This window comes from Paraburkholderia sp. BL21I4N1 (genome assembly GCF_002973525.1).
In the GTDB taxonomy this organism is placed as follows: domain Bacteria; phylum Pseudomonadota; class Gammaproteobacteria; order Burkholderiales; family Burkholderiaceae; genus Paraburkholderia.
In genome coordinates, this window is sequence record NZ_PVEN01000006.1 from 159,711 (window position 1) to 184,531 (window position 24,821).

Below are 24,821 nucleotides of genomic sequence, written 5' to 3' on the forward strand. Positions count from 1 at the left end.
GCCGACTCCGCAGCAAGCCCCGTTCCTTCAATGCCGCTGCTTGCAAAGTTGCGCCACGGTGGTCAAAAAAAGATCCGCACCGACCGGCTTTCTCAGGCACGCGTCCCAGTGCTTTTCGCGGCCGTCGGACGAAGGCGGCACGGCCGTGTGGATGAGAATCGGCACGTCGGCGAGCTCCGGCATCGCGCGCAGACGGCGGCAGAGTTCCGCGCCGTCCATCAGCGGCATCATCCAGTCGGTAATGATCAGATCGGGCGTGACGGGCATCGCCGATGCCACCCGCGCGACCGCCTCCACCCCGTTGCTCGCGCAACCGACTTCGTAACCTTCGTTTTCAAGAATCAGGCGCCACGCGGCCAGAATTTCCGGCTCGTCGTCCACCAAAAGGATTGAATGCATCAGGGATCGCCGGTTTGAAGTCCTTTGTCATCTGCCCACCGTTACGCAAGGGCTGTTCCACGAACCGCGATTGCGGTGATAATGAGGCGGATTATCGGCCGTGGCAGCGGGCTTTCGGCGGTTTCGGAAAGCACGGCGCCCGCCGGTCAAGCCTCGCATTCATTCCTGCCGACAGCGTGCTTTCTCGCGCGGCGTGGGCGCCGTTTTCCGGTTCGACGCGTCTGGAGTGGTTCGAACCTTTGTAGGTTGTAGAAACTTCATCCTGAAACGTCGCCATGGCCGAAATCCTCGTTAGCCCGCTGCATAATTTCGCCGACTTCGTTCGCGGCGAACGAACCCGCCTCACCGAGCAATGGATGAAAGCCGTATTCGGCGACGTCGAACTCGTCGAAGCAGACAAGCTCACTTACCAGCAACTCGCCGACCATCTGCCGGAAATTCTCGACGGACTCTGCATCGCGCTCGACATCGAAGACCTCGAACTGGTCGAATCGAGCATTGAGAGCGACGCGAGAAAACACGGCATGGTCCGTTGGCGCCAGGGTTATCGGATCGAAGAACTGGTGCGCGAACTCGATCTGTTTCACCAGGTGCTCGCCGACGCGCTAGACGAATTCGCCGAACGCGACAGCGCCTTCACGCGCCGCCACGAACGCCGCGCGCGGCGTCTGATCGCCGAGGCGCTCAGCATGGTCACGCTCACGTCGATCAAGCAGGTGGTCAGCGAACGCGACCGCAAGATCGACGAGTACACCGGCAGGCTCGAACGCGCCAATCACGAACTCACGCTGAAACAGCGGCTCGTGAGCGATCTGTACGAATCGCGGATGCAGATCACTCGCAGCGTGGTACACGACCTGCGCAACTTTCTGAACGCGTTTTCCATTGCGCTGCAATTGATCGCGCGCGCACCCGCCAGAGCCGACACTGCATTGACGCTGGCGAACCGGCAAGCCGCCGACATGAAACAACTGGTCGACCAGATGATCGAATATTCGGTCGTACTCGGCGACGGTGCGCCGCTCACGCTCGAAACGGTCGAACTGCGCGCGCTCTTCGACGAACTCGAAGCCGCGTCGCGTCCGTCGATCGAAGCCAAAGGGCTGAAGCTGCGCACCGCATTCGACCCGGCGTTGCCCGCCATCACCTCCAATCGGCTCAAGCTGAAGCAGATCGCGGTCAATCTGTTGTCCAACGCGACCAAGTACACGAAGTCGGGCGAAATCGAATTCCGGCTCGCCATGGCCGATGCGGACCATTGGTCGATCCGCGTCTCGGATACCGGCGAAGGCATTGCGCCGGAGGACGCGGACCGCGTGTTCGACGAATTCGAACGCGCCGCGGGAGACGATATTCCCGGCACGGGTCTCGGCCTCGCGATCGTCAAGGAACTGTGCCGCGTGCTGAATGGGCAGATCGATTTCGTCTCGCGCGAAGGGGTGGGCACCACGTTCAACATCCGCTTTCCGCTGGTGCTCGAAGAACCGCAATAGCGGGGCATGGAGCGCCATGGATACGTTAATGGATTTCGTGGCGATTCCGGCTTGCGTATTCAATTCCATTGCCGGCACGATTTTTATGAAATGTGATTTGACGCAATGCGGCAATTAATAATTACATTTTGCAAACGATTATATTTACATTCGTAATAAACAAATCCGCGCACTCCATCACGCCCGCCTGAACCCTACAGGCCTTTAAATTAAGGCCACCAATATTCGATTTACGTAATTTCGCTAAGTGCTTGACAAGGCCCTAGCGCGTCGCCTATTTTTCTTCTGCCGCAGATATTACGAATTCTTACCTAACGGAACTCACGGAAAAAATTCCCGAAAAGAACCGGCGCATCTAATTCAGAGTGTTAGTCATTTTTATTCAATAAGCATGGACATTTTTTAATGCCCATGGGTATTGACGCGTGTTGCTGTTCGAGTCTGTCGTTGTTCACTATTACACGTCGGCGATGCATTAAAAATAATTCCAGACAATGCATATTCATCCGCGAAGAGACCTTTGTGAAACGGTAGCTGAACCCATCCACCAAGGAATGAGATGAAACGACACGAGCGTCTTAGAGGCAACTCCCCTCTACGCCAGCGCAAGCTGCCGGCCCTAGGGACTTTAGCGGTTGCGATCACGTTGCTCGGCGGCTGCGGCGGCGGCGACGGCAGTTCGTCGAACGGCGCGGCGGTGAGCATGCAGCAAACCCCCGCAAGTCAGCAACTCGATGCCAAGGCCGCCGCGCAGGCGCAAGCGTCGGCGGCCAATCAGACCTATATCGATCCGGTCGCCTATTCGTTGAACGCCACGGACGGTCTCACACCCTCGCAGGTGTCGGAAAAAGCCGCGGTGATGCATTACCAGTGGACCCAGGGCAAGGCGCCGGTCAACTACACGACGACCACCGGTCACCTGACCGCCGCCGACGCGAACGGCAACCCCGAAGCCTCCATGTCCTATGTGGCCTATACCGTGCCGAGCACGAACGGTACGCCGCGCCCGGTCACGTTCGTCTATAACGGCGGCCCGGGGTCGTCGTCGATCTGGTTGCGGCTCGGCTCGTTTGCGCCGACGCGCGTGTCCACGCCCGATCCCGTATTCGGCAACTGGCCGAACTATCCGCTCGTCGATAACAAGGACAGCCTGATCGACACGACGGATATGGTCTTCATCGACCCACCGGGCACCGGGCTCTCCGAAGCGGTGTTGCCGAATACGAACCAGAAGTACTGGACGACCGACACCGACGTCGACATCATGCGCGACTTCATTCAGCGCTATCTGACGGTCAACAATCGCAGCAGCTCGCCGATCTATCTGTACGGCGAATCGTATGGCACGCCGCGTACCGACATGCTGGCGCTCGCGCTGGAATCGTCGGGCGTTCATCTGACCGGCATCGTGCTGCAATCCGCGATTCTCAACTATTTCGCGGACGCGATCGAAGCCGTCGCCATTACCAATTCGACCAGCGCGCTCGCACTGGATACGGATACGCTGGCGGGCTATTTCCCGGGCTACGCGGCGGTGGCGGCGTACTACAACCAGGCGTCGCCGGCGCCGCTCAACCCGGGCCTTTACGCGTTGCAGACCAGCCTGTTCGTGACGGCCGAGTACAGCAAGCTCAGGCGCTATTCGCAGACCTGGGTGCTCAGTCAGCTCGGCATACCGAATGCGCTCGGCAAGCCCGTGGTGCCGAACGACAAGACGGTGCAGGGCTGGACCATTCCGTCCGGTTTGACGACGCAGGCGCTGCAAGGCTACTTCAGCGTCAACAGCTTCTCGACGAGCCTGATTCCGGGCACGACGATCGGCCGGTATGACGGACGCGTGTCGTTGCCGAACTCGGATCCGCGTCTGGCGAGCGACGGCGACCCGTCCGACATTCTGATCTCGCAGCCGTTCACCAACGCGCTGGCGACCCAGATGCCGGACTACCTGGGCTACACCGCGCCGAACGCGACGTATATGCCGCTGAACGACGCCATCATCCAGGTGTGGAATTTCTCGCACGACGGCCAGGCGATGCCCGACACGATCCCCGATCTGCTCGGCGCGCTGACGCTCAATCCGAAGCTGAGGGTGTTGTCGGAAAACGGCTTCCACGATCTGGCCACGCCGTTCTTCAATACCGAGAAACAGTTGGCGCGACTGCAAACCGTGCCGGGTATCAATCCGGACTTGCAGGTCAACTTCTTCCCGGGCGGCCACATGATTTATCTGGACGACACCGCTCGTCCGGCGATGAAGCGCGATCTGGTGCGCTTCTATCGCGGCACGCCGATGCCTGACGCGCTCGCGTTGTGGACGCTGCCGGCCCCGTGGCGCGACGAAAGTCCCGCCAGCGAGCCGACCGCCACCGCCACCGCTTCCGCCTCCACGCAATTGCCGTCGCCTTGAACGGGCTGACGATCCGCGCGGTTCGCGATACCCTATTAATCAATTCAGGTGAGTCATCATGTCTCTTTTCACAAAGTTGCGACGTCTCTCCCCGTTGCTCGCGATCGCCGGTTTGATCGGCAGCGCGCATGCGTTACCGCCGCAAGCGGTTGCGCCTGCTACGCCGCCGAGCGGCGCGCGTGGCGTCGACGGTCCGTTCTTTCCGCAGAACCGCCCGGCGCCGGTCGCACCGTCGACCGGGACCGCGCTGCAGCAACAGGCCCAGCAGCGGCTCGATGCGCGCCTCGGCGCCAATGCGGCGTTGAGCAATGGCGCGGCAGTCACGAAGGCGCAGGCGCAAACCCAGGGCCTGGGCTTTGTCGCCAAGCACTTCGATCAGATCGACAGCAGCCATAAAGGCAGCGTGACGCTGAGCGATGTGAAGCAGTATCTGCAGCAGCAGGGACGTTAAGCCAAGGTCTGACAGGAAGTGGTCGTGCGAGCGCTCCGGGTTCCGTCAGGAATCGGGAGCGCTTTTTTTGGTGAGGTCGGCGCGGTGGCCTGGGTGGCTGGCGCGGACGGTCGGCAGACACGCGCTCATCGCGCCCGCGCGGTCGCTCAGTCCGCGCACCACGACCTCGGACGATTTGCCGTCCCGTCGGGCCAGTTCGGCAAGATCGAGCAACGCCGCGTAGCGCGCCGAACAATCTTGCGATGTTTGCAGTTCCCGCTGCTCGCGAGGGGTATCCGCGTGAGCGGCCACGTAGCGGCGCGCCGCAAGCGCGAGGCTCGCCGCGACGACGATCGTTGCCAACGCACTTCGGACTCGCATGACCGGCCTCCTCACGACCAGTGCGCCGGCACCCAGACATTCCCCACCCAATGGCCCGGCACCCATACGACCGGGCGCGGCGCCGGCGCGACATACACGACACGCGGCGCGACATAAACAGCCCGCGGCGGAGGCGGCGGCACGTAGACGACCGGCGGCGGCGGCGCATAGACGACCGGCGGCGCCACAACCACCGCCTTGGGCGGCACATAAACCACCGGCGGCGGCGGCGCATAAACCACCGGCGGCGCGACCACCACCGGCTTGGGCGCCACCACCACCGTGGCGCCACCCGTCGTCACGACCCCACCCGTTGTCACCACGCCACCGGTCGCGACCACCGCCCCGCTCGACGTCACCGTATTGCCGTGCGTGCCGGTCACGCTCGTCGAGGTCGTCACGACGCCCGGGGCAATCCGCGTGGCCGTGCCGGCATGGTTGACGGTGCCACCGTCCGCCCCGGTCACCGTACCGGATCGCGAACACGTCGAGCCGGCGCAATTCGTCGACGCCGAATGATCGACCGTGTTGCCGTTCGCCCCCGTCACCGAGCCGGACGACGAGTACTGACCCGACGCGGTCTTCGTCACGGAGCCGGACGTGGTGGCGGTTTTACCGTCCGGCCCGGTCAGGGAGCCGGTATGCGCACAGGTGCCGCTGGCGCAACTGGTGTCGCCGGCATGCTGGACGGAGTTGCCGTAGCGCCCGGTCGCCGTACCCGAGTTCGAGAATTGCCCCGGTGCATTGCGCGTCACCGTACCGGTGTTGGTGGCCAGACCGCCGTACGGACCGACGACGCCGCCCGCATGCGAGCAACTGCCGCCGCCGCACGAGCCGTAACGCGCGCCGTTGTAGGTGCCGCGCGAGGTGTAAGCGGTGCCGTGCTGCGACCACGCGAACGCTGACGCGCTGCCGAACGCGAACACGGCAACCGCGGCGCCGAGCACCAGCTTGCGCAGCGCATGGCGGGTGGAGGAAAACGATGTGGCCGAGACGACGCAGGCGGCAGTGGCTGGGGTAGCAAACGAACGGTTTTTCACGGTATGTCCTTCTGGGGTTCGGGCCACTGCGGTCACTTCGGCGTGGCGACGAACGGACTATAGAAGGATGGCCCCGGTTAATCAGCAAGGAACCTATGTCACCCTGTTACACCACGAAGGAAGCCCGTGCGACAAGGGTTTGCGGGCGTTTTAACGCGACCGTGACATATCCCGACACACATCGCCGCGGCGCGGTGAGCGGCCGTCGGAGCGAAGCTGGCGATAGTCGCGCCGCCCGGCGCCGCAACGCGCCGCGCTATCACGCAAACACTCGCTCGACCCCACGAATTGAGCGCTATTCGCGCAAGTCGCGGGTCGCCACGGGTTGCATCGGCCGCGCCAACCTTACGTTTTTTCGTAAACGCCCGTTTCCACGAAATAGGCTGTTTTTACCGATGCAAAACCATGTAATCTCTCGGTTTTCTCTCTCCCCCGAATTAGATGAACCGAGTGTTGGCCCGCCACCGACGACGACCACAAGCAGCGCCTGATCCGCGTCACCGGCCTATCGCTCTTCATTTACGCTGCACCGCCGCCGTGTTGCTGGCGTGCGGCATCGCCGCTTTCAGCCAACGCGTGCAGGCCGCCGACTCCGGCTGCCAGGCCGAAGCCGGGCCGTCCGGCCGCCCGTCGGTCGGACTCGTGCTGTCCGGCGGCGGCGCGCGCGGCTACGCGCATCTCGGCGTCCTGAAGGTGCTGGAAGAAAATCGCATTCCGGTCGACTGCATCGCCGCGACCAGCATGGGCTCGGTTGTCGGCGGCCTGTACGCGAGCGGCATGACCGCGCAGGACATGCAAAACCGCCTCGCGGGTATCAACCTCGCGGACATCGCATTCGACGTCACCGATCGCGCCGATCTTCCGCAATCGCGTCGCGAGGACGAACGGCTGTATGTGAATAGCCTCGCGCTCGGCTACGGCGCGAACGGCTTCCGCCTGCCGGTCGGGCTCGTGCAAGGCAACCGGCTGCAAGCGCTGTTGCAGGACTGGACCTCGGCGGTGCCGGGCAATGTCTCGTTCGACCGTCTGCCGATCCCCTATCGCGCAATTGCCACCGACCTGCGCACCGGCGAGAAAGTCGTGCTCGACCACGGTTCGCTACCGCAGGCGATTCGCGCCAGCATGGCGCTGCCCGGTCTGTTCGCCCCCGCCGATATCGACGGGCGAACGCTGGTGGACGGCGGCATCGTCAGCAATCTGCCGATCGAAACGGCGCGCGACATGGGCGCGAATGTGGTGATCGCGGTCGATATCGGCTCGCCGTTGCGCCCGCTCGACGCGCTGGCGTCGCCCGCCGACGTGATGCAGCAGATGATAGGCATTCTGATTCACCAGAACGTCGCTCGGCAGCGCGAGCAGTTGCAGCCTGAAGACGTCTTGATCCAGCCGGCGCTGGGTTCGCTGAGCTTCACCGATTTCGCCAACGCGAGCCAGGCGATCGCGGCGGGCGCCGCCGCCACGCGCGCAATGCTGCCGCAGCTGCAGCACCTCGCGCTGTCGCCGGCCGACTACGCCGCGTGGCGAGCCCGCCATGGCACGCCCATCGTGCACCCGGTGCGAATCACGCAGATTCAGATCGACTCGCACGGCGCAGTGCCGCAGTCACGCATTCGCAACGCGCTTCACGTCAATCCCGGCGACGTGTACGACCCCGTCGCGCTCAACCGGAATCTGCTCGCGCTCACCACCGCCGGCGACTTCGACAGCGTGAGCCAGCAACTGGTCGACGACGGCGACCAGCACACCCTCGTGGTCAACGCGCACGAGAAAATGTGGGGGCCGAATTTCCTGCTGTTCGGGCTAGGCCTGTCGAGCAGTTCGACGGACGAAGGCGGCTTCCGGCTGCATCTGGGTTATCGCCGTCCGTGGCTGACGGAGTCCGGGCTCGAAGGACGCGTGGACAGCACCCTCGGCAGCGATCTGCTCAACTTTCATGCGGAGCTGCGCCAGCCGCTGTCGAGTTCGTTCGGTTACTACGTCGCGCCGTACGTGGAATTTCAGCGCCGCTACGCGAACCTCTACGACGACCCGGGCGACGTCAAGATCACGCAATACCGCTTGCAAACCGAGCGCGCGGGTCTCGACTTCGGTTTGCCGCTCGCGCGTCTGGGCGACTTCCGGATCGGCGTGGCGTACGCGCACGGCTATGCCACGCCTGAATACAATCTGCCGCTCGACGATAGTGTCTCCAATTCGCCGCTGCTGTTCCCCGACATCTACGGCAGGCAGCTCAGCGTACGGGCGCGCCTCGTGATCGATCAGCTCGACGATCCGTTGTTCGCGCGCAAGGGCTATTTCGGCGAATTGCGCGCCGAGCGCTCGCTGTTCGCGGGCGACAACAGTTTCACCGAGGTGTACGGCAAGACCATCGTCGCGGCGAGCTATGGACGCCACAGCATCAACGCGAGTATCGAGGCGGGCAACGATTTCGGCGGCACCAATCTGACCAACCCGTTCGGCTTCACGTTGGGTGGCTTCCAGCATTTGTCGGCCTATGCCGCGGATCAACTGTCCGGCAACTCGATGGCGTACGGCCAGATCACCTACATGAACCAGCTCGCCACCTTCAATGCGTCGCCGATTCGCGGCCTGTTCGCGGGATTGAGCATCGAGGCCGGCAACGTGTGGAATCGCGACTCCGATTTCGGCAGCGGCTCGCTGAAGCGCAGCGTGACGATTTTCACCGCGCTGACCAGCTCATTCGGACCGATCTATCTGGGCGTCGCGTTCGCGCCGGGTGGCCGCAGCAACTTCTATTTCCAGCTAGGCCATACGTATTGACGAGGTGTTGAGCGTGGCCGGCACGGCGTTCGCGTCGACCGGGCCACGCCACGTTTTTTCGCCCCGCCCCGCACCGCAGGGCTCACACCGTGCCGACCGGCCAGCTCAGTTCGAAGCGCGCGCCGCTCAGGGTGGCCGGATCCGTCACGGCGATGCGGCCATGATGCGCGCGCAGCACCTGTTGCGTGATCGCGAGCCCCAGGCCATAGCCGCCGGTCTGGCGATCGAGTCGCACGAACGCATTGAAAATACGCGCGCGCTGCTCGGGCGGGATGCCGGCGCCGTCGTCTTCCACATAGATTTCCACGTTGCCGTGCCGCGCGCTCAGACCGACCATGATGCGCGACTGCGCGTATTTGCTCGCGTTGCGCAGCAGATTGCGCATGGCGTACGACATCAGCCGCTTGTCCATCACCACCCTCAACGCGACGTCGATATCCTTGTGCGGGACGATTTGCTTGTCCGCATAGAGCAGGGTCGCGTCGGTGATCTGACTGTCGAACCAGGCGGCCAGCGAGGTCGCTTCGAGGTTCGATTGCAATGAGCTGTATTCGAGGCGCGCGTAGGTCAGGCTCATGTCGATCAGTTCGTCGAGCTCGGTGACGTCCTGGTCGATGCTCGTCAACGCACCGTGATATTCGGCTGCGGAGGCCGGTTCGCGCAGGCTCTCCAGCGCAAAACGCACGCGCGCCAGCGGTGTGCGCAGTTCGTGGGAGATGCCGTTGGTGAGTTCGCGCTGCGCGGCGATCAGGCGTTCCATGCGTTCGGCCAGCGCGTTCAGCGTGCGCGCCAGCGGACCGATGATCACGCTATACGATTCGCGCGCACGCGTGTTGAAGCGCCCGCCGGTGAAGTCGATGGCGCGTTCGCGGACCATCACCAGATCCAGCCAGACGGGACGCATCCAGCGGTAGGCGGTAATGGCCGGCAGCACCAGCGTCACGATCAGGATAGGCAGCAACACCCTGCTATTCGTCAAGGTTTGCCAGAGCGAGGGCGTGCTATCCAGCGCCAGCCCGAGTGTCGTGATCGCGAACGTCAGCACGAGCACCGTGAGTGTCAGCAGCCGCGTATAGACCCGCACATAGAGACGCGACCAGCTCGGAATCCGATCGGCCCGGGTGTCGGTCCATGAACGGCGGAAACGAAGCAAACGCCACTTGCAGTAGCGGTACGGATTGAGTTTTTTTGGCTCCGCTCGGTGTGGCATCTTTCTCTCTGTGCTACGGCGCCAGCATGGGCGCCCTTTGAACGAACGCCATGGTTTGCCGGGCTACCGTATCGCGTTCGTTATCCAGTGTGATCATGTGGTAGCTGTCGGTCAAGCGCACCAGCGTCACCGAACGGCTGGCGAGATTGTCGCAGACGAATTCGGCCGAGCGGATGCTCGTCACTTCGTCTTCTTCCGAATGCATCACCAGCGTTTCGCAGGTGACGCGCCGCATCGCGCGCTTCGCCGCGAAACGCATCCAGTCGACCTGTTCGATCGCCGACAGCGGCACGTACGGGTAATGAACGCCACTGCCCTTTTGCAGGTGCCGGCGGATCAGGTTGCGAATCCGCGCGTTCTTGATGCCGAACGGCTCGCCTTCCGGCACGCGAATCAGATGCCGCAATCCGGGCACGCAATACAGCAGATAGCGCAGCGGCTGCAGACGCGAGCCGCCCCAGCCGTCGAGGAACACCGGCGGCGACAACAGGATCAAACGCCCGTTCGTCATCCGTTCGCGCGCGCTCAGCATCAACGCGAGCAACGCGCCCATCGAAATACCGGCAACGTCGACACGTTCATAGCGCGTCAGCAGTTCGCGGTATGTGCGGCTCAGCAGCTTCATGTAGTCGTTCAGCGTCACGCCGCTCAACGCGTCGGGATTCGAGCCGTGCCCCGGCAGCGACGGCAGATGCACGTCGCAGCCAATCTGCTCGAACTTGCGATCGAGCGTGCCGAAATCATGACGTGTACCGCCCAGGCCGTGAATCATCAGCACGGCATGTCGGGAAAGAGGAGAGACGGATGCAGACATCGCGAAACCGGTCGTAGGACAAGTCTGCGATCCTAGTCGCGCGAGCCTTGCACGACTGTCGATTTGCTCATGCGACTGTGGATATTTGTCGCGCCAAATTTCGGTGAGTTACGAGATGGCGCTATCCGCGCCGCTTCGTTAGTCCCACGCCAGCTTACTGAATTGATAGCCTTTGCCGCGCACGGTTTTGATGCGTTGCGGGGTGCTGGCGTCGTCATGCAGCTTGCGACGCAGTTTGGAAATGCCGCCGTCGATCGTACGGTCCAGACCGTCGAATTCGATGCCGCGCAACTGCCGCATCAGCTCGTCGCGGCTGACCACCTCACCCGCGCAACTGACCAGCGCCCACAACAGATCGAATTCCGCCGACGTCAGATCGGGCAGACTGCCGTCCGGCAGTTTGACGGTGCGGCTCGCGCGATTGATCTCGAACTTGCCGAACACGTAGCCCTCGGGCTGAGCCGACTCCGGCGTGCGCACGGTGACACGGCGCAGCTGTGCCTTGATACGCGCGAGCAGTACGCGCGGTTCGACCGGTTTGTGCACGTAATCGTCGGCGCCGAATTCGAGGCCCAGCACTTCGTCGAACTGCTCGTCGCGCGCGGTCACCATGATGATGACGCCGTCGAATTGCTCGCGCGCCTCGCGGCAAATCTGGAAACCGTCCTTGCCCGGCAGATTGACGTCGAGAATCACCAGGTCCGGGCGGCGTTTGAGAATGGCCGGTACGGCGTCGTTGCCGTGCAGCACGGTTTCGACTTCGTACTCGTGTTTGCGGAGGTAGGCGGCGACCAGTTCGGACAGGCGGTCATCGTCTTCGACTAGCAGTATCCGGAAGGGCATGGGGCGAATCGTTCAGGGCTGACGGGATGAATGGCGGCGTCGGAGGCCGCGTCCGACGCACAGCATAGCTGATGCGCCCTACATCATGCGACACACGCTACAAAACTCGACAATTGCGTAAGCAATTCAACAAGGCCGCCTGAAACGCGCCGCTAGCATCGCCCCGGTTGAAATAGGCCAAGGAGTTGCCATGACGACCGTTTCCAACCAGACCGCCCGCTCGCCGTGGTTCGCGCGAGTCCAGGCTTCCTTTGCGGCGATTCAGCAGGCTGCCCACGCGCTCTACCCCGGCACCAGTCTGTTTCACCGTTGGCGGCGCGCGCGCCTGTGGCTGCGCTCGCTGGTGTCGTGGCGCGCCACCCAGGTCTGGCTGAAGCGCTGCGCGATTTCGCCGTTGCGCGATCTGGTGCAACGTCATCCTACCGCGCTCGAACGGATGCACCGGCCGTTCCTGCACAGCCGCTTCAGTCCGCGCGAGCGTCTGGCGGCCAGCCTCGATCACCAGGCGCTGACCCAGCAGCGGGTGCCGCTACTCGCCGCGCGAATCGCCGCGACCGGTTCGGCGGAGATCGCGTCGTTCACGATCGGCGCGGAACGCTGGTATGTGTCGCTGGAGTCGATCGAGCAGTTCCAGAAGGAAGGCGACTGGACCTTGTGCATTCGCGACGGACGCGACCAGCGCGTCGTGTCCTGCACGTTCAGCCTCGCGTATCTCGGTGGCAAGGTGCGGCGGCCGCGCTTGTGCATCGGCTCGGTGCAGGGTCCGGACCGCTCGGTCAACGGCCGCGAGCTGTTTCGCGCGCTGACCAAACGTTGGCATGGACTGCGGCCCAAGGTGCTGGTGATCTATCTGGCTCAATGCGTCGCGGCGTCGCTCAACGCGGGCGGCACGTTCATCGTCTCGAAGCAGGCGCACATCTACGCGAACTGGCGCTACTGCCTGCGCAAACGTCGTGTGGCCGCGGACTATGACGGCCTGTCGATGGAATGCGGCGCGCTCGCGCGCTGGAACGGCTGGTTCGTGCTGGCGCCGCCGTTGCGCTATCTGGCCGAGCATCAAGGCGCCGATACCGGCAACGCATTGAAGCGCAAACGCTATGCATTGCGAACCGCCCTCACCGCGCAGATTCGCATGAGCGTCGCGACCAGCAGGGCGCGCTGAGATGCGCGGTGAGCGGCGCGTTTGTTGCGCCGCTCACCGCGCCGCCGATTGCACCGCTCACTGCGTCACGTCTTGCGGCGTCACCTGCACAGCCGCCGCCGACACGAATACGGCGTGGATCGTATCGCCCACCTTGACGCCTTTCAGATCGACGTCCGGACCGACCTCGAGCGTTTGCGTCTGATACGCGCCGCGCAATGTGACGAGGCGGTTCTTGCGATCGACCTTCTGCACGGTGGCGAGCACTTCGATCTGACGCGCCGATTCGAAGCCACCGGAGGCCGGCGCGTAGACCTGCGTATCGACGCGCTTGCGAATCCCGCTGTCTTTACCGGTGACCTTGTCGGCCTTCACGAGCAACGCGTTTTTGTAGAGCACGTCGACCCGGTCGCCGACCTTGAGTTGATCGAATCCGGCCACCTGCTGACTCACCAGCACGACGACCGCGTTGCCGCCCGGCCCCTTGAGCGTGAGCGTGCGGCTGCCCGGATCGATGCCGACGATCTCCGCCTTCACATGTACCGGCTGCACCGCGCTGACGATACCGCGCGCGGCGCTGGCCATGGCGTCCTGCGCCGACGCCGGCTGACTCGCCGCGAGCGTCGCGACCGTGAATGCCGCTGCCAATAGGGCTGCCTTCATCTCCGCTCTCCTCGATAAATTGTTCGATCTGGCGTAACGGCGATTCGACACACTGACATGCCGATTTATAACGCCATGAATACCGGTTTTTCAGAACGACAATTAAAAAAGGTACAGCGCGAATGATAGTACATGCCCGGCGGGAAGCCCTCATTGTTTGAATTCAGACTTTCGAATCGGCGCGCAGGCCCGCGCAACGGGCTGGAATGGCTGGCCGCAGCGGTTGGCCGGGCCGTTGCGGTATTTTATTTTCCGTTCATTCGTATTCGATGCATGCCGAAATACCCAGCCAGCATTAAATACATACTGCACAGACATTGAACGGGAAATGAATGGGATGACGCAATCGAATAAAAACCGATACAGGCCTTAAGCCTGAATCAGGCCTCCATTCGATAAGCAGCGCGCGTCACCCGAACCGTCATCGATCACACGCGTTCGATCGCGATCGCGATGCCCTGGCCGACGCCGATACACATTGTGCACAGCGCGAAGCGGCCTTGCGTGCGATGCAACTGATACATCGCGGTGGTCACGAGGCGCGCGCCGCTCATGCCCAGCGGATGGCCGAGCGCGATCGCGCCACCGTTCGGATTCACGCGTGCGTCGTCGTCGGCAACACCGAGTGCGCGCAACACGGCGAGCCCCTGCGACGCGAACGCTTCGTTCAACTCGATCACGTCGAATTGATCGATGCGCATGTTCAGCCGCTCCAGCAGCTTTTGCGTGGCGGGCGCCGGGCCGATGCCCATCACGCGCGGTGCGACGCCGGCCGTCGCGATGCCGAGCACACGGGCGCGCGGCGTGAGGCCGAAGCGCCGCGCGGTTTCCTCATTCGCGAACAGCAGCGCCGCCGCGCCGTCATTCACGCCCGACGCGTTGCCTGCCGTGACCGTGCCGTCCGGCCGCACCACGCCCTTGAGTTTCGCCAGCGTTTCCAGACTCGTCTCGCGCGGATGTTCGTCCTGCAACACCGTGAGCGGATCGCCCTTCTTCTGCGCGATCGTCACGCCGACGATTTCCTGGGCGAGCGTGCCGTCGCGTTGCGCGCGCGCGGCCTTCTGCTGGCTGCGCAGCGCGAACGCGTCCTGATCGGCGCGGCTGATGCCGTAATCCGTGGCGACGTTTTCACCGGTTTCCGGCATCGAGTCGACGCCGTAGAGTTGCTTCATCAACGGGTTGACGAAGCGCCAGCCAATCGTCGTGTCGAAAATATCGGCCTGGCGCGAGAACGCGCTGGTGGCCTTGCCCATCACGAACGGCGCGCGACTCATGCTTTCCACGCCGCCCGCCAGCATCAACGCCGCCTCGCCCGATTTGATGGCGCGCGCGGCGATCCCCACCGCGTCCATGCCCGAACCGCACAGCCGGTTCACCGTCGAGCCCGGCACGTCTTTCGGCAAGCCGGCCAGCAATAGCGACATGCGCGCGACGTTGCGGTTGTCTTCGCCCGCCTGGTTCGCGCAGCCGTAGATCACGTCGTCGACCGCGTTCCAGTCGACCTCCTTGTTACGCTCCATCAGTGCCTTGAGCGGCACCGCGCCCAGATCGTCGGCGCGAACCGACGACAGCGAACCCGCATAGCGGCCAATGGGGGTGCGAATCGCGTCGCACAGGAATGCTTCGGTCATGGGAATGTCTCCGTTCGATGTGCCATTTGTTCTTTATACGAACACAAGGTCATATATCGAACAATCAGCCTCGATAATAGGCGCGTGGCCGAAACCGTGTCAAGCGCGGGCATCCCGCGCCGGAGAATAAGCGGCAGTTGACGCCTGGCTTTGGAAGGATCAAACCATTGACGCGCTCGTGCCGCGGGGCCGGCTTCGACGCCGCCCACACGAGGCGGGTGAAATGCTTCAGCGAATCGAGATGTGTTCGTCGGCGATGTAGCTGCGGATCACGTCGGCAAAACTGGACTCGCCGGCTAGGCCCAGCCGTTCGGCGCGCGACGTGTCCCACCGCCCCGGCCAACTACCCACGATCTTTTCCACCCGCGCGTCCGGCTCCCAGACGATCCGCTGGGCCACCGCATCGCCCGCGACCTCGCGCAGCGCCGCGACCATCTCGTCGACGCTGACCGAAATCCCGGGTAGATTCAGCACGCGCCGGTTGCCGAGCGCCGCGGCGTCGAGTTCGAGCCCGGCAATCAGGCTCTCGATCGCCTTGCGCGGCGACAACAGCCACAAGCGCGTCGCGCCCGCCACGGGGCACACAGCCGTTTCGCCATTCAACGGCTCGCGCACGATGCCGCTCGCGAACGACGACGCCGCCGCATTCGGCTTGCCCGGCCGCACGCTGATGGTCGGCAGCCGCAACACCCGGCCGTCGACGAAACCACGCCGCGAATAGTCGTTGAGCAGCAATTCCGCGATCGCCTTCTGCGCGCCGTAAGACGACTGCGGATTCAACGCGGTGTCGTCCTGCACGACCTCGGGCAGCGCGCCGCCGTACACCGCCACCGAACTCGTGAACACCACGCGCGGCCGGTGACCACGCTGCCGGCAGATCTCCAGCAGCAGGCGCGGCGCATCCAGATTGATGCGCATGCCGAGATCGAAATCCGCTTCGGCCTGACCGCTCACGATCGCGGCGAGATGGAAGATCACGGTGGTTTTCTCGTCGATCGCACGCTCGAGCACGCTGCGCTCCGCGATATCGCCCACTTCGGCGCGCACGCGCGGATCGCCGAAATCGTCGCCGCGCGCCACGTCCAGCAGCACCAGGTCGGTGAGCGCTTGCGGCACGCCTTGCGCGTCCTTCAACGCACCGCGCGCGAGCAGTTCGCGCGCGAGTCGCTGACCGAGAAAACCTGCGCCGCCGGTAATCAGAACCTTCATGATCGGTTTTCCTTGTTTCGTCGGGGGGCGTCGTGGTTCAGGCGCGGTTAGCGGGCGCCGGCGGCCAGGTAAGGCTTGAGCCACCCCAGTCCCGCCGACGTACCCGCGCGCGGCCGGTATTCGCAGCCGATATAGCCGTCATAGCCAAGTGAATCGATCAACGCCAGCAGATAGGGGTAATTCAATTCGCCGCTGTCGGGCTCATGACGCTCCGGCACGCCCGCAATCTGAATGTGACCGATGCCGGCCATATCGCGCTTGAGTTTCACCGCGAGGTCGCCTTCGACGATCTGGCAGTGGTAACAGTCGAACTGCACCTTCAGATTCGGCGCGCCCACTTCCGCGCAAATCGCCTGCGCGTCGTCCTGGCGGTTCAGAAAGAAGCCCGGCATATCGCGCAGGTTGATCGGCTCGATCACGATCAGGATGCCCTCGGCGTGCGCCGCCTGCGCGGCATGCGCGAGATTGCGCAGATACACGTCGCGATGCTGTGCGCGCGCTTGATCGGCGCCGATCAGGCCGGCCATCACATGCAGCTTGCGATTGCCGATAACGCGCGCGTAGTTGAGCGCCGTGTCGATGCCGCGGCGGAATTCGTCCTCGCGGCCCGGCAGCGACGCGAGGCCGCGCTCGCCCGCGGCCCAGTCGCCGGGCGGCGCATTGAAGAGCGCCTGGGTCAGACCGTGGGCGTCGAGGCGCGCCTTGATCTCCTCAGCGGGGAAGTCGTAGGGAAACAGAAACTCGACCGCGTCGAAGCCGTCTTTCGCGGCGGCGGCGAAGCGGTCGAGAAACGCGTGTTCGTTGTACATCATCGTCAGGTTCGCGGCGAAACGGGGCATGACAGCAACTCCAGAAAAACAGGGGGATTCCGTGCGCGCGGCAGGCGTGGATATAACCTGTACCGCGCGCGCAATTCGGTTGATGGCTTGAGCGGTTCGGTTCGGCCTGATCCCGCCTGATTGAGCCTGGTCGAGCCTGACTCAATTCGGCTCGGCTAAGGTCGCAGCGGCCTCCAGCTACCAGCGCGCGCCGAACACGGTACGCAGTTCATCGAGCGCGGCTTCGTTCAGGGGCGTCGGCTGCGGACTCGTCATCAGCCACAGGCGCGCGGTCTCTTCGAGTTCTTCGAGCGCATACGCGGCCTGTGCGACGGAGCGCTCCCACACCACCGGCCCGAGCCGTTCGAGCAGCACCGCGCGAACCCGATCGGCCAGCGCGGCGATCTGCTCCGCCACTTGCGGATCGCCCGGCCGACGGTAGCGTATCAGCGGAACATGGCCCACTTTCATCACGTAGTACGGCGTGATCGGCGGCAGCACATCGGCCTCGCTCCAGACGCCCGCCAGCGTTAGCGCAACCAGATGCGTCGAATGCGTATGGACGATGCCGCGTACCTCGCCGTTGCGCGCATAGATGCCGCGATGCAGCGCCAGCGTCTTCGACGGTTGACCGCCCGACACCGCGTGACCGTCCAGACCGACCTTGGCGATGTCGGCCGGATCGAGCCAGCCGAGACAGGCGTCGGTCGGCGTGATCAGCCAGCCGTCGTCGAGTCGCGCGCTGATATTGCCTGCCGTGCCGACCGTGTAGCCGCGCTGATAGAGACTCGCGCCGGTCACGCAGATTTCCTCGCGCACGCGGGCTTCGTTCGTGATGAGCAGAGCGGGCGTACCGGTCACGACATGCCTCCGTCGAGATGACGCAATGCCTTGGCAAAGAAATCGGTCGTGCCGAAGTTGCCGGATTTCAATGCGAGCGCAAGCGGTTCGGAACCGGTTGCGCTCGCAACGGTGGCCGGCACGCCCGGATCGATTTGCGCGCCGATACGCAGCGTGCGCACGTCGAGCGCCTGCACCACCGCGCCCGACGTCTCGCCGCCGGCCACCACGAACTTGCGCACGCCACGCTCGCGCAAACCGCGTGCAATTGACGCCAGCGTGGCCTCGACCAGCTGCCCCGCCTGATTGACGCCGAGTTCGCGCTGCACCGCTTTGACTTCGTCGGGCGTGGCGGTGGCGTAGATCAGCACCGGCTCGGCGCGTGCGAGATAAGGCCCGGCAAAGGCCAGCGCCTGCTCGACCACGGCCTCGCCGCGTGCCACGGCGAGCGGATCGACACGAAACGCGGGCTGCGTCTCGCGCCACGCGGCCACCTGGGCGTTGGTCGCTTTCGACGCGCTGCCGGCCAACACCGCCGACAAACCTTCCACGCGCGGCAACTCGGCGGCGTCGGCATGCTCGTCGAGCAGCCCCGCCTCGCGGAAATTGCCCGGCAAGCCTAGCGCGATGCCCGAACCGCCCGTGATCAGCGGAAACTCGGCGCACGCGGCGCCGAGCGTGTAGAGATCGGCGTCGGACAGCGCGTCGGCGACCGCCATTCGCACGCCCTGCGCGCGCAGCGCGTCGAACGCTTCGCGCACGGCCGGCACGCCGTCGGCCACGGTGTCGTAACGCACCAGGCCGACTTTCGAGCGGGTCTGCCGTTGCAGCACGTTGACGAGGTTGGCGTCGCGCATCGGCGTGAGCGGATGGTTTTCCATACCCGACGCGTTGAGCAACGTATCGCCCACAAACAGATGGCCGCGAAAGATCGTCCGGCCGTTCTCGGGAAACGCCGGACAGGCGATCGTCAACGCGCCCGCGCCGCCTTGAACGGACAACGCGTCGAGCAACGCGTCCGTGACCGGGCCGATATTGCCGGCATCGGTCGAATCGAAGGTCGAGCAGTATTTGAAAAGAAACTGGCGGCATCCTTGCGCGCGCAACCAGTCGAGCGCGGCGAGCGATTGCGCGACCGCGTCGGCGGCGGGAATGGTGCGCGATTTCAGCGCGACCACCAGCGCGTCGGCCGCGAACGTGTCGGCCGATTCAGCCGCCGCCGGCACGCCGATGCTCTGCACGGTGCGCATGCCGCCGCGCACCAGCATGTTGGCGAGATCGGTGGCACCGGTGAAGTCGTCGGCGATGCAGCCGAGCAGCGCGCGGCGTGAAGTGGCAGTCATGGCGGGGGCTCCGGGCTTGCTTCGCACACGGCGGGCGATTCGCCGGGGAAGATCCTGTCGACCATCGGTCCCCCGATGGATCAAGTCGTCGGGTCATCATACAAAGTCCGTCTGCCGGGAGCATCCACGCTAACCCTGGGATTTTTGCGCGAAACCAGCGCGAAGTTGGCGAAACAGAAGGCTTAAGCTATCGTCACGGCTTTGCGCAGTGCGCTGCCCGCACTTTCCCGAACGCATCCTTCAAGGTCCATGAGCCAAGCCCTGCCGCCGTCTTCCGCCGTTCCTGCCAGCGCCGATCCGGCCCCGGACAAACCGGGCGACTCGTATGTGCAGTCGTTCGCCCGGGGTCTCGCGGTGATTCGCGCGTTCAACGCCACCCGTCCCGAACAGACGCTCACCGACGTCGCCACCGCCACCGGCCTGACGCGTGCCGGCGCACGCCGAATTCTGCTGACCCTGCAAACGCTCGGCTACGTGGAAGCCGAGGGCCGCCTGTTCCGCCTCACGCCGAAGATTCTCGACCTCGGCTTCGCTTATCTGACCTCGATGCCGTTCTGGAATCTCGCCGAACCGGTCATGGAAAGCCTCTCCGCGCAAGTCCACGAAAGCTGCTCGGCGGCCGTGCTCGATCGCACCGAGATCGTCTACGTGCTGCGCGTGCCGACGCACAAGATCATGACGATCAACCTGTCGATCGGCAGCCGCTTGCCGGCGTACTGCACGTCGATGGGCCGCGTGCTGCTGGCCGCGCTCGACGACGACGCGCTCGAAGCGACGCTGAGCTCCGCGCCGCTCTACGCCCACACGCCACGCACGGTCACCGACAAGGACGAGCTGAAGAAACTGATCGCGCAGGTACGCCGCCAGGGGTGGGCGATCGTCGATCAGGAATTGGAAGGCGGACTGATTTCGCTATCCGCGCCGATTCGCAACCGCCAGGGGCGCGTGATCGCGGCGATGAATATCAGCGGCAACGCCCAGCGCAATTCGGCGAAGCAGATGGTGAAGGCGTTTCTGGAGCCGCTGCAGCAGGCCGCGCAAACCGTGTCGGAGATGGTGGCGCGGCGCGGGTGATCTTGATGCGGATGAAGGCGCGCGTTGGCCACGCGCCCGTGTTTTTCAGCGTCGGTTTCAGCCTTGGCCTCAATCGATCGGCTTATCCGCCGTCTCCTTCAGCATCGCGACCGCGATCAGCGACACCACCACGCACGTGGCCACATAACCGGCCGGCGCCAGCTTGCTGCCGGTCAGCTTGATCAGTCCCGTCGCCACCAGTTGCGCGGTGCCGCCGAACACGCATACGCAATGGAAATTCCCGTCGCCCGCACGCGACGCGGGAACGATTCGCACATCAGCGCGAATTCCGACGCCGAGCCCATCGAATAGAACAACAGCATCAGCGCGGTCAGCGACATGATGACGGGCAGGTGCGGAAAGCGGTTGATCAGCATGAAGGCCGGAAACAGCAGCAGCACCAGCACGCCCCGGCCGAACAGAATCGGCCGCTTGCGGCTGCCGATCCGGTCCGACAACATGCCGAACACCGGACACATGACCAGCATCACGAAGCCCGACGCCACGCCGACCAGCATGGAAAGCGACATCGGCAAGCCGAGCGTGTGGATCGCGTAAGTCGGCATGTAGAAGGTCAGGATGTAGGTGGAGACCGTGCCGCCCATCACCGTCAGCGTGATCAGCAACAGCGTGCGCATATGCTCCGTGAACAGCTCGTGCAGCACACCGCGCTCGATTCCGTGACTGTGCGCGCCGGCGGCGTCGTCGGCGAGACGACGGCGCAAGTACATGCCGACCGGCGCGATCAGCACACCGATCAGAAACGGAATGCGCCAGCCCCAGCTTTCCAGCGACTCTTTCGGCAACGCCGCCGATAGCCCCGCCGCAATGCCCGAACCCATCAGCGCCGCGCCGCCCTGCGTGGCCAGTTGCCAACTGGCGCGAAACCCGCGCCGCGCGCCGCCGCCCTGTTCGAGCAGCGTGGAGGTCGCCGCGCCGAACTCGCCGCCCTGCGAGAAGCCTTGCACGAGACGCGCCAGCACGATCAGCAGCGGCGCGGCAAGGCCGATCTGCGCATACGTCGGCACGATCGCGATCAGGCCGGTGCTCGCCGCCATCAGCATGATGGTCAGGTTCAGCGCGGCCTTGCGCCCCCTGCGGTCCGCGTACACGCCGAGCATCACGCTGCCGAGCGGCCGCGTGATGAAACCCGCCGCGAACGTCGCCACCGACAACAGCAGCGAAGTGGTCGCATCCGCCGACGGGAAATACAGCTTGCCGATAATCACCGCAAAGAAGCCGTACACGGTGAAATCGAAGAACTCGAGCCAGTTGCTGATCACCGCCGCCGCGATCGCGCCACGGCTCGCGGTGCGAGTGGCGTCGCCCGGGTGGCTCGCGGCGCTCGTCGCGCCGTGTCCCAGCGGGACATGCTTGGTGGCATTCATCGCGTGGTCTTCCTGTCGTTATGGTTGTAGAACGAGATGGGGCGCGGCTTCAGCGCGGGCTGTTCGAGGCCTTCTTCGAAGTTCGCGAGCGAGGTCGATGCAGCGGCCCGCTCGCCGACCCGCTCATTGCCCCAGGTAGCGCTCCACCAGCCGGGTCCAGAACGCCGCGCCGACCGGCAGATTGCGGTCATTGAAGTCATAGTGCGGGTTGTGCACCATGCAGCCGTCCTCGCCCGCGCCGTTGCCGATCCGCAGGAACGTGCCCGGCCGCTTCTGCAGCATGAACGCGAAGTCCTCGCTGCCCATGAGCATGTCGGTTTGGGCGACCACCTTGTCGTCGCCGACCAGTTCGCGCGCCACCTGCACGGCGAACTCGGTTTCCGCGTCCGAATTGACCACCACCGGATAGCCTTCGATGTACTGCACCACGGCCTTGCCGCCGTAGCTGGCGGCCTGGCTTTCGGCAAGCTCGGTGATGCGCTTTTTCAGCAGCGCGCGGACCTCCGGGCTGAATGAACGCACGCTCAGTTCCAGCTTCGCGGTGCTCGAAATCACGTTGTTCGCGGTGCCCGCATGCATCGAACCGACCGTCACCACCGCCGGCTGCGACGGATCGACATTACGCGCAACGATCGTCTGCAACGCCATCACGATGCTGGCCGCTATCACGACCGGATCGACCGTCAGATGCGGACGCGCCGCGTGGCCGCCGACGCCTTCGATCGTGATGATCGCCTTGTCGCCCGCCGACATGAACGGCCCCTTGCGAAACAGCAGCACGCCCGGCTCCTCGCCCGGATGGTTGTGCACGCCGAACACGGCGTCGCACGGAAAGCGCTCGAACAGACCGTCGTTGATCATTTTCAGCGCGCCGCTGTCGATGCCGCTTTCCTCCGCCGGCTGAAAGTACAGATGCACGGTGCCCGAGAAATTGCGGGTCGCCGCAAGACGCTGCGCGGCGCCGAGCAGCATGGTCGTGTGGCCATCGTGACCGCACGCATGCATCTTGCCGTGCGTGCCGCTCGCATACGGCAGGCCGGTTTCCTCGATGATCGGCAGCGCGTCCATGTCGGCGCGAATACCGATGCGCCGCGTGCCCTCGCCCACCGTCAGCGTGCCCACCACGCCGGTTTGGCCGACCCCGCGCGTGACCTGCCAGCCCCATTGTTCCAGCTTGTCGGCGACCAGCGCACCGGTTTGCAGCTCTTCGTAAGCCAGCTCCGGGTGATGGTGAATGTGATGGCGGATCTCGCGCAGGCTCTCGGCGGCAGGCGCCAGATCGGACACTTCGGTAAAACGCGCGGCTTCGCTCATCTCTCTCGCTCCATGGAATCAAGCCGCATAAAAGCGGCCAACAGACGAGCACTATAGCCACGCCGTTTTGTTCGAATAAGATGCTGTTTTTTTCACCCCGATTAACGCGTCTTATCACCGGGATTACCCTAATGAAGCTGCAGCAACTGCAAGCCTTCGTCGCGGCGGCTCATCACCGCAGTCTGCGTGGCGCCGCGCGCGAACTCGGTGTGACGCAACCGGCCGTCACGCATACGATCCGCGAGCTCGAAAGCGCGTTGAACGCGGAGTTGATGGTGCGTAGCGTGCGCGGCATCGAATTGACGGCGTGCGGGCTCGCGCTGCTGCCGCGCGCCGAGCAATTGCTGGGCGACATGCGGCGCACCGTCGAAGCGGTCGAACAGGTGAAAGGTGAACTGGCCGGCAAGGTGAGCGTGGGCACCATGCCGTCGATCGCGCTGACGGCGCTGCCGCAGGCGGTATCGAAGTTTCGCCAGGCCATGCCGCTGGTGAGTCTGCATCTGGAAGAAGTGACGATTCCGGATGCGGTCGCGCGCTTGCGCAACGGCGCGCTCGATATCGCCGCGATCCATCACGTGCGGACGCTGGATAGCGATCTGGTACAAGCGCGGCTCTATTCGACGGAGTTCGTGGTCGTCATGCGCGCGGGGCATCCGCTCGCGAACGTTACGCGCCTACATGAGTTGGTCGACGCCGAGTGGATCGCGACCGTGGGCGCCGATCACTTTCCGCACAGCGTGATGATGGGCATGTTCGACACGCACGGTTTGCCGGTGCCGCAACGGCTGTTGCGCGCGCCGTCTTCATTCGCGGTGACGCTCGGGCTGGTGTCGCAAACCGACGTGATCGGCTGCTTCACGAGGCCGCTCGCACAGAGGGTCGCGCCGCTCGGCATTCGCATCGCGCAGATCGAAGAGGCGCTGCCCACTTATGACCTCAGCATTATCTCGCGGCGCGATCTGTTGCCTACGCCGGCCGTGCTGCAATTCATTGCGTGTTTGCAGGAGGCCACGCGGGAGCGGCTGTCGGCGGCTGGTTGAGCCTTTTTACCCGACGCGGGTCTCGGCCGTCAGGAACTTGACCAACACCTGCCCGGCGTCTTCGAGCGCGCCGGAGTTGTCGATCGTCGTGCAGCGCACGCCGTCCGGCAACGAAAACGGCGCGCGCCGCGCGAGTCTCGCCGCGACCTGCTCCGCCGATTCACGCGCCCGCGCGCCGAGGCGCGCTTCGAGAATATGGGGCGCGGCGTCCACATGGACGACCTCGGTGTGCGGATAACGCGCCAACGTATGCTGCAAATGCTGCCGCGAACCGTTGACGACCACCGTGCAGCCGCGCGCGAGCCAGCCGTCGAGTTCAATGCCGATACCGTAGCGCAGCGAGTGACTCGACCATTCGAGCGCGAACAGGCCGAGCACGGAACGCACCGCGAATTCCTCGACGCTCAGTGCGACGTGCGCTTCGCCGTTGCCGCTCGGCCGCGTGATGTAACGATGCGCGAAGAGAATCGGCTCGCCCATCAGACGCGTGCGCGCAAAAGCCAGCAACGAGTCCTTGCCCGCCCCCGACGGCCCCATTACATAGATCAAACGACCAGCCATG

The 24,821-nt window shown here is 64.3% G+C and carries 21 protein-coding genes and 1 pseudogene; 7 read left to right on the forward strand and 15 right to left on the reverse strand.

Going from position 1 to position 24,821, the window contains the following annotated elements; all coding sequences use genetic code 11:
• Window positions 1–27 precede the first annotated feature (27 nt).
• On the reverse strand, window positions 28–399 hold the full coding sequence (locus tag B0G83_RS17550) for a response regulator (protein WP_258167929.1): 372 nt from the start codon (window positions 397–399) through the stop codon (window positions 28–30).
• Window positions 400–674: 275 nt separating this feature from the next.
• On the opposite strand from B0G83_RS17550, the gene B0G83_RS17555 reads away from it, so the two are divergent.
• The 3 genes from B0G83_RS17555 to B0G83_RS17565 all read left to right on the forward strand — a co-directional run bounded on the left by B0G83_RS17555 (window position 675) and on the right by B0G83_RS17565 (window position 4,750).
• Entirely contained in the window at window positions 675–1,892 is a 1,218-nt protein-coding gene (locus tag B0G83_RS17555) for a sensor histidine kinase (RefSeq protein ID WP_105508653.1), read from the forward strand.
• Between the two features lie 559 nt (window positions 1,893–2,451).
• Entirely contained in the window at window positions 2,452–4,299 is a 1,848-nt protein-coding gene (locus B0G83_RS17560) for a peptidase S10 (protein WP_105508654.1), read from the forward strand.
• A 58-nt stretch (window positions 4,300–4,357) separates the two neighbouring features.
• Window positions 4,358–4,750: a 2-oxoglutarate dehydrogenase gene (locus B0G83_RS17565; protein ID WP_105508655.1), complete on the forward strand. Its 393-nt coding sequence runs from the start codon at window positions 4,358–4,360 to the stop codon at window positions 4,748–4,750.
• 45 nt (window positions 4,751–4,795) lie between these two features.
• Here B0G83_RS17565 and B0G83_RS17570 read toward each other — a convergent pair whose 3' ends face one another.
• Entirely contained in the window at window positions 4,796–5,110 is a 315-nt protein-coding gene (locus tag B0G83_RS17570) for a hypothetical protein (protein WP_258167930.1), read from the reverse strand.
• 11 nt (window positions 5,111–5,121) lie between these two features.
• A complete protein-coding gene (locus B0G83_RS17575; RefSeq protein ID WP_105508656.1) occupies window positions 5,122–6,150 on the reverse strand; it encodes a hypothetical protein in 1,029 nt (342 codons plus the stop codon).
• 441 nt (window positions 6,151–6,591) lie between these two features.
• Here B0G83_RS17575 and B0G83_RS17580 point away from each other — a divergent pair, with 441 nt between their 5' ends.
• On the forward strand, window positions 6,592–8,931 hold the full coding sequence (locus B0G83_RS17580) for a patatin-like phospholipase family protein (protein ID WP_105508657.1): 2,340 nt from the start codon (window positions 6,592–6,594) through the stop codon (window positions 8,929–8,931).
• An 82-nt stretch (window positions 8,932–9,013) separates the two neighbouring features.
• Here the strand turns inward: B0G83_RS17580 and B0G83_RS17585 are convergent, their stop codons facing one another.
• The 3 genes from B0G83_RS17585 to B0G83_RS17595 form a co-directional block, all read right to left on the reverse strand.
• Complete coding sequence (locus tag B0G83_RS17585; RefSeq protein ID WP_105508658.1) at window positions 9,014–10,141, reverse strand: ATP-binding protein; 1,128 nt, start codon at window positions 10,139–10,141, stop codon at window positions 9,014–9,016.
• 13 nt (window positions 10,142–10,154) lie between these two features.
• Window positions 10,155–10,955 (reverse strand): carboxylesterase, encoded by an 801-nt coding sequence (locus tag B0G83_RS17590; protein WP_105508659.1) that lies wholly within the window; start codon window positions 10,953–10,955, stop codon window positions 10,155–10,157.
• Between the two features lie 138 nt (window positions 10,956–11,093).
• Window positions 11,094–11,798, reverse strand: a complete 705-nt coding sequence (locus B0G83_RS17595) for a response regulator (protein WP_105508660.1) — start codon at window positions 11,796–11,798, stop codon at window positions 11,094–11,096.
• 190 nt (window positions 11,799–11,988) lie between these two features.
• Between B0G83_RS17595 and B0G83_RS17600 the strand changes: the two genes are divergently transcribed.
• The gene (locus tag B0G83_RS17600) at window positions 11,989–12,960 is read left to right on the forward strand and encodes a DUF535 family protein (protein ID WP_105508661.1); all 972 of its coding nucleotides are present in this window, start codon (window positions 11,989–11,991) and stop codon (window positions 12,958–12,960) included.
• A gap of 57 nt (window positions 12,961–13,017) precedes the next feature.
• Here B0G83_RS17600 and B0G83_RS17605 read toward each other — a convergent pair whose 3' ends face one another.
• The 6 genes from B0G83_RS17605 to otnK form a co-directional block, all read right to left on the reverse strand.
• The gene (locus B0G83_RS17605; RefSeq protein WP_105508662.1) at window positions 13,018–13,602 is read right to left on the reverse strand and encodes a hypothetical protein; all 585 of its coding nucleotides are present in this window, start codon (window positions 13,600–13,602) and stop codon (window positions 13,018–13,020) included.
• A gap of 428 nt (window positions 13,603–14,030) precedes the next feature.
• The gene (gene pcaF, locus B0G83_RS17610) at window positions 14,031–15,233 is read right to left on the reverse strand and encodes a 3-oxoadipyl-CoA thiolase (RefSeq protein ID WP_105508663.1); all 1,203 of its coding nucleotides are present in this window, start codon (window positions 15,231–15,233) and stop codon (window positions 14,031–14,033) included.
• A gap of 228 nt (window positions 15,234–15,461) precedes the next feature.
• Entirely contained in the window at window positions 15,462–16,442 is a 981-nt protein-coding gene (gene denD / locus B0G83_RS17615; protein WP_105508664.1) for a D-erythronate dehydrogenase, read from the reverse strand.
• A gap of 47 nt (window positions 16,443–16,489) precedes the next feature.
• Complete coding sequence (otnI, locus tag B0G83_RS17620; RefSeq protein WP_105508665.1) at window positions 16,490–17,281, reverse strand: 2-oxo-tetronate isomerase; 792 nt, start codon at window positions 17,279–17,281, stop codon at window positions 16,490–16,492.
• Window positions 17,282–17,458: 177 nt separating this feature from the next.
• Window positions 17,459–18,121, reverse strand: a complete 663-nt coding sequence (locus B0G83_RS17625) for an aldolase (protein ID WP_105508666.1) — start codon at window positions 18,119–18,121, stop codon at window positions 17,459–17,461.
• Window positions 18,118–19,443, reverse strand: a complete 1,326-nt coding sequence (gene otnK, locus B0G83_RS17630) for a 3-oxo-tetronate kinase (RefSeq protein ID WP_105508667.1) — start codon at window positions 19,441–19,443, stop codon at window positions 18,118–18,120. Before otnK ends, B0G83_RS17625 begins: the two co-directional genes overlap by 4 nt.
• A 249-nt stretch (window positions 19,444–19,692) precedes the next feature.
• Here otnK and B0G83_RS17635 point away from each other — a divergent pair, with 249 nt between their 5' ends.
• Window positions 19,693–20,517, forward strand: coding sequence for an IclR family transcriptional regulator (locus B0G83_RS17635; protein ID WP_105508668.1), 825 nt, complete (start codon window positions 19,693–19,695; stop codon window positions 20,515–20,517).
• Window positions 20,518–20,586: 69 nt separating this feature from the next.
• On the opposite strand, the pseudogene B0G83_RS17640 reads toward B0G83_RS17635, so the two are convergent.
• Both B0G83_RS17640 and B0G83_RS17645 read right to left on the reverse strand, forming a co-directional pair.
• A pseudogene (locus B0G83_RS17640) lies at window positions 20,587–21,881 on the reverse strand (MFS transporter).
• Window positions 21,882–22,028: 147 nt separating this feature from the next.
• Window positions 22,029–23,219: a M20 aminoacylase family protein gene (locus B0G83_RS17645; RefSeq protein WP_105508669.1), complete on the reverse strand. Its 1,191-nt coding sequence runs from the start codon at window positions 23,217–23,219 to the stop codon at window positions 22,029–22,031.
• A 131-nt stretch (window positions 23,220–23,350) separates the two neighbouring features.
• On the opposite strand from B0G83_RS17645, the gene B0G83_RS17650 reads away from it, so the two are divergent.
• Window positions 23,351–24,259 carry a LysR family transcriptional regulator gene (locus B0G83_RS17650; protein WP_105508670.1) on the forward strand — a complete coding sequence of 303 codons (909 nt, stop codon included), beginning with the start codon at window positions 23,351–23,353 and terminating at the stop codon, window positions 24,257–24,259.
• A 6-nt stretch (window positions 24,260–24,265) separates the two neighbouring features.
• On the opposite strand, the gene phnN is transcribed toward B0G83_RS17650, so the two are convergent.
• Window positions 24,266–24,820, reverse strand: coding sequence for a phosphonate metabolism protein/1,5-bisphosphokinase (PRPP-forming) PhnN (gene phnN, locus B0G83_RS17655; RefSeq protein ID WP_105508671.1), 555 nt, complete (start codon window positions 24,818–24,820; stop codon window positions 24,266–24,268).
• Between the last annotated feature and the right edge of the window lies 1 nt (window position 24,821).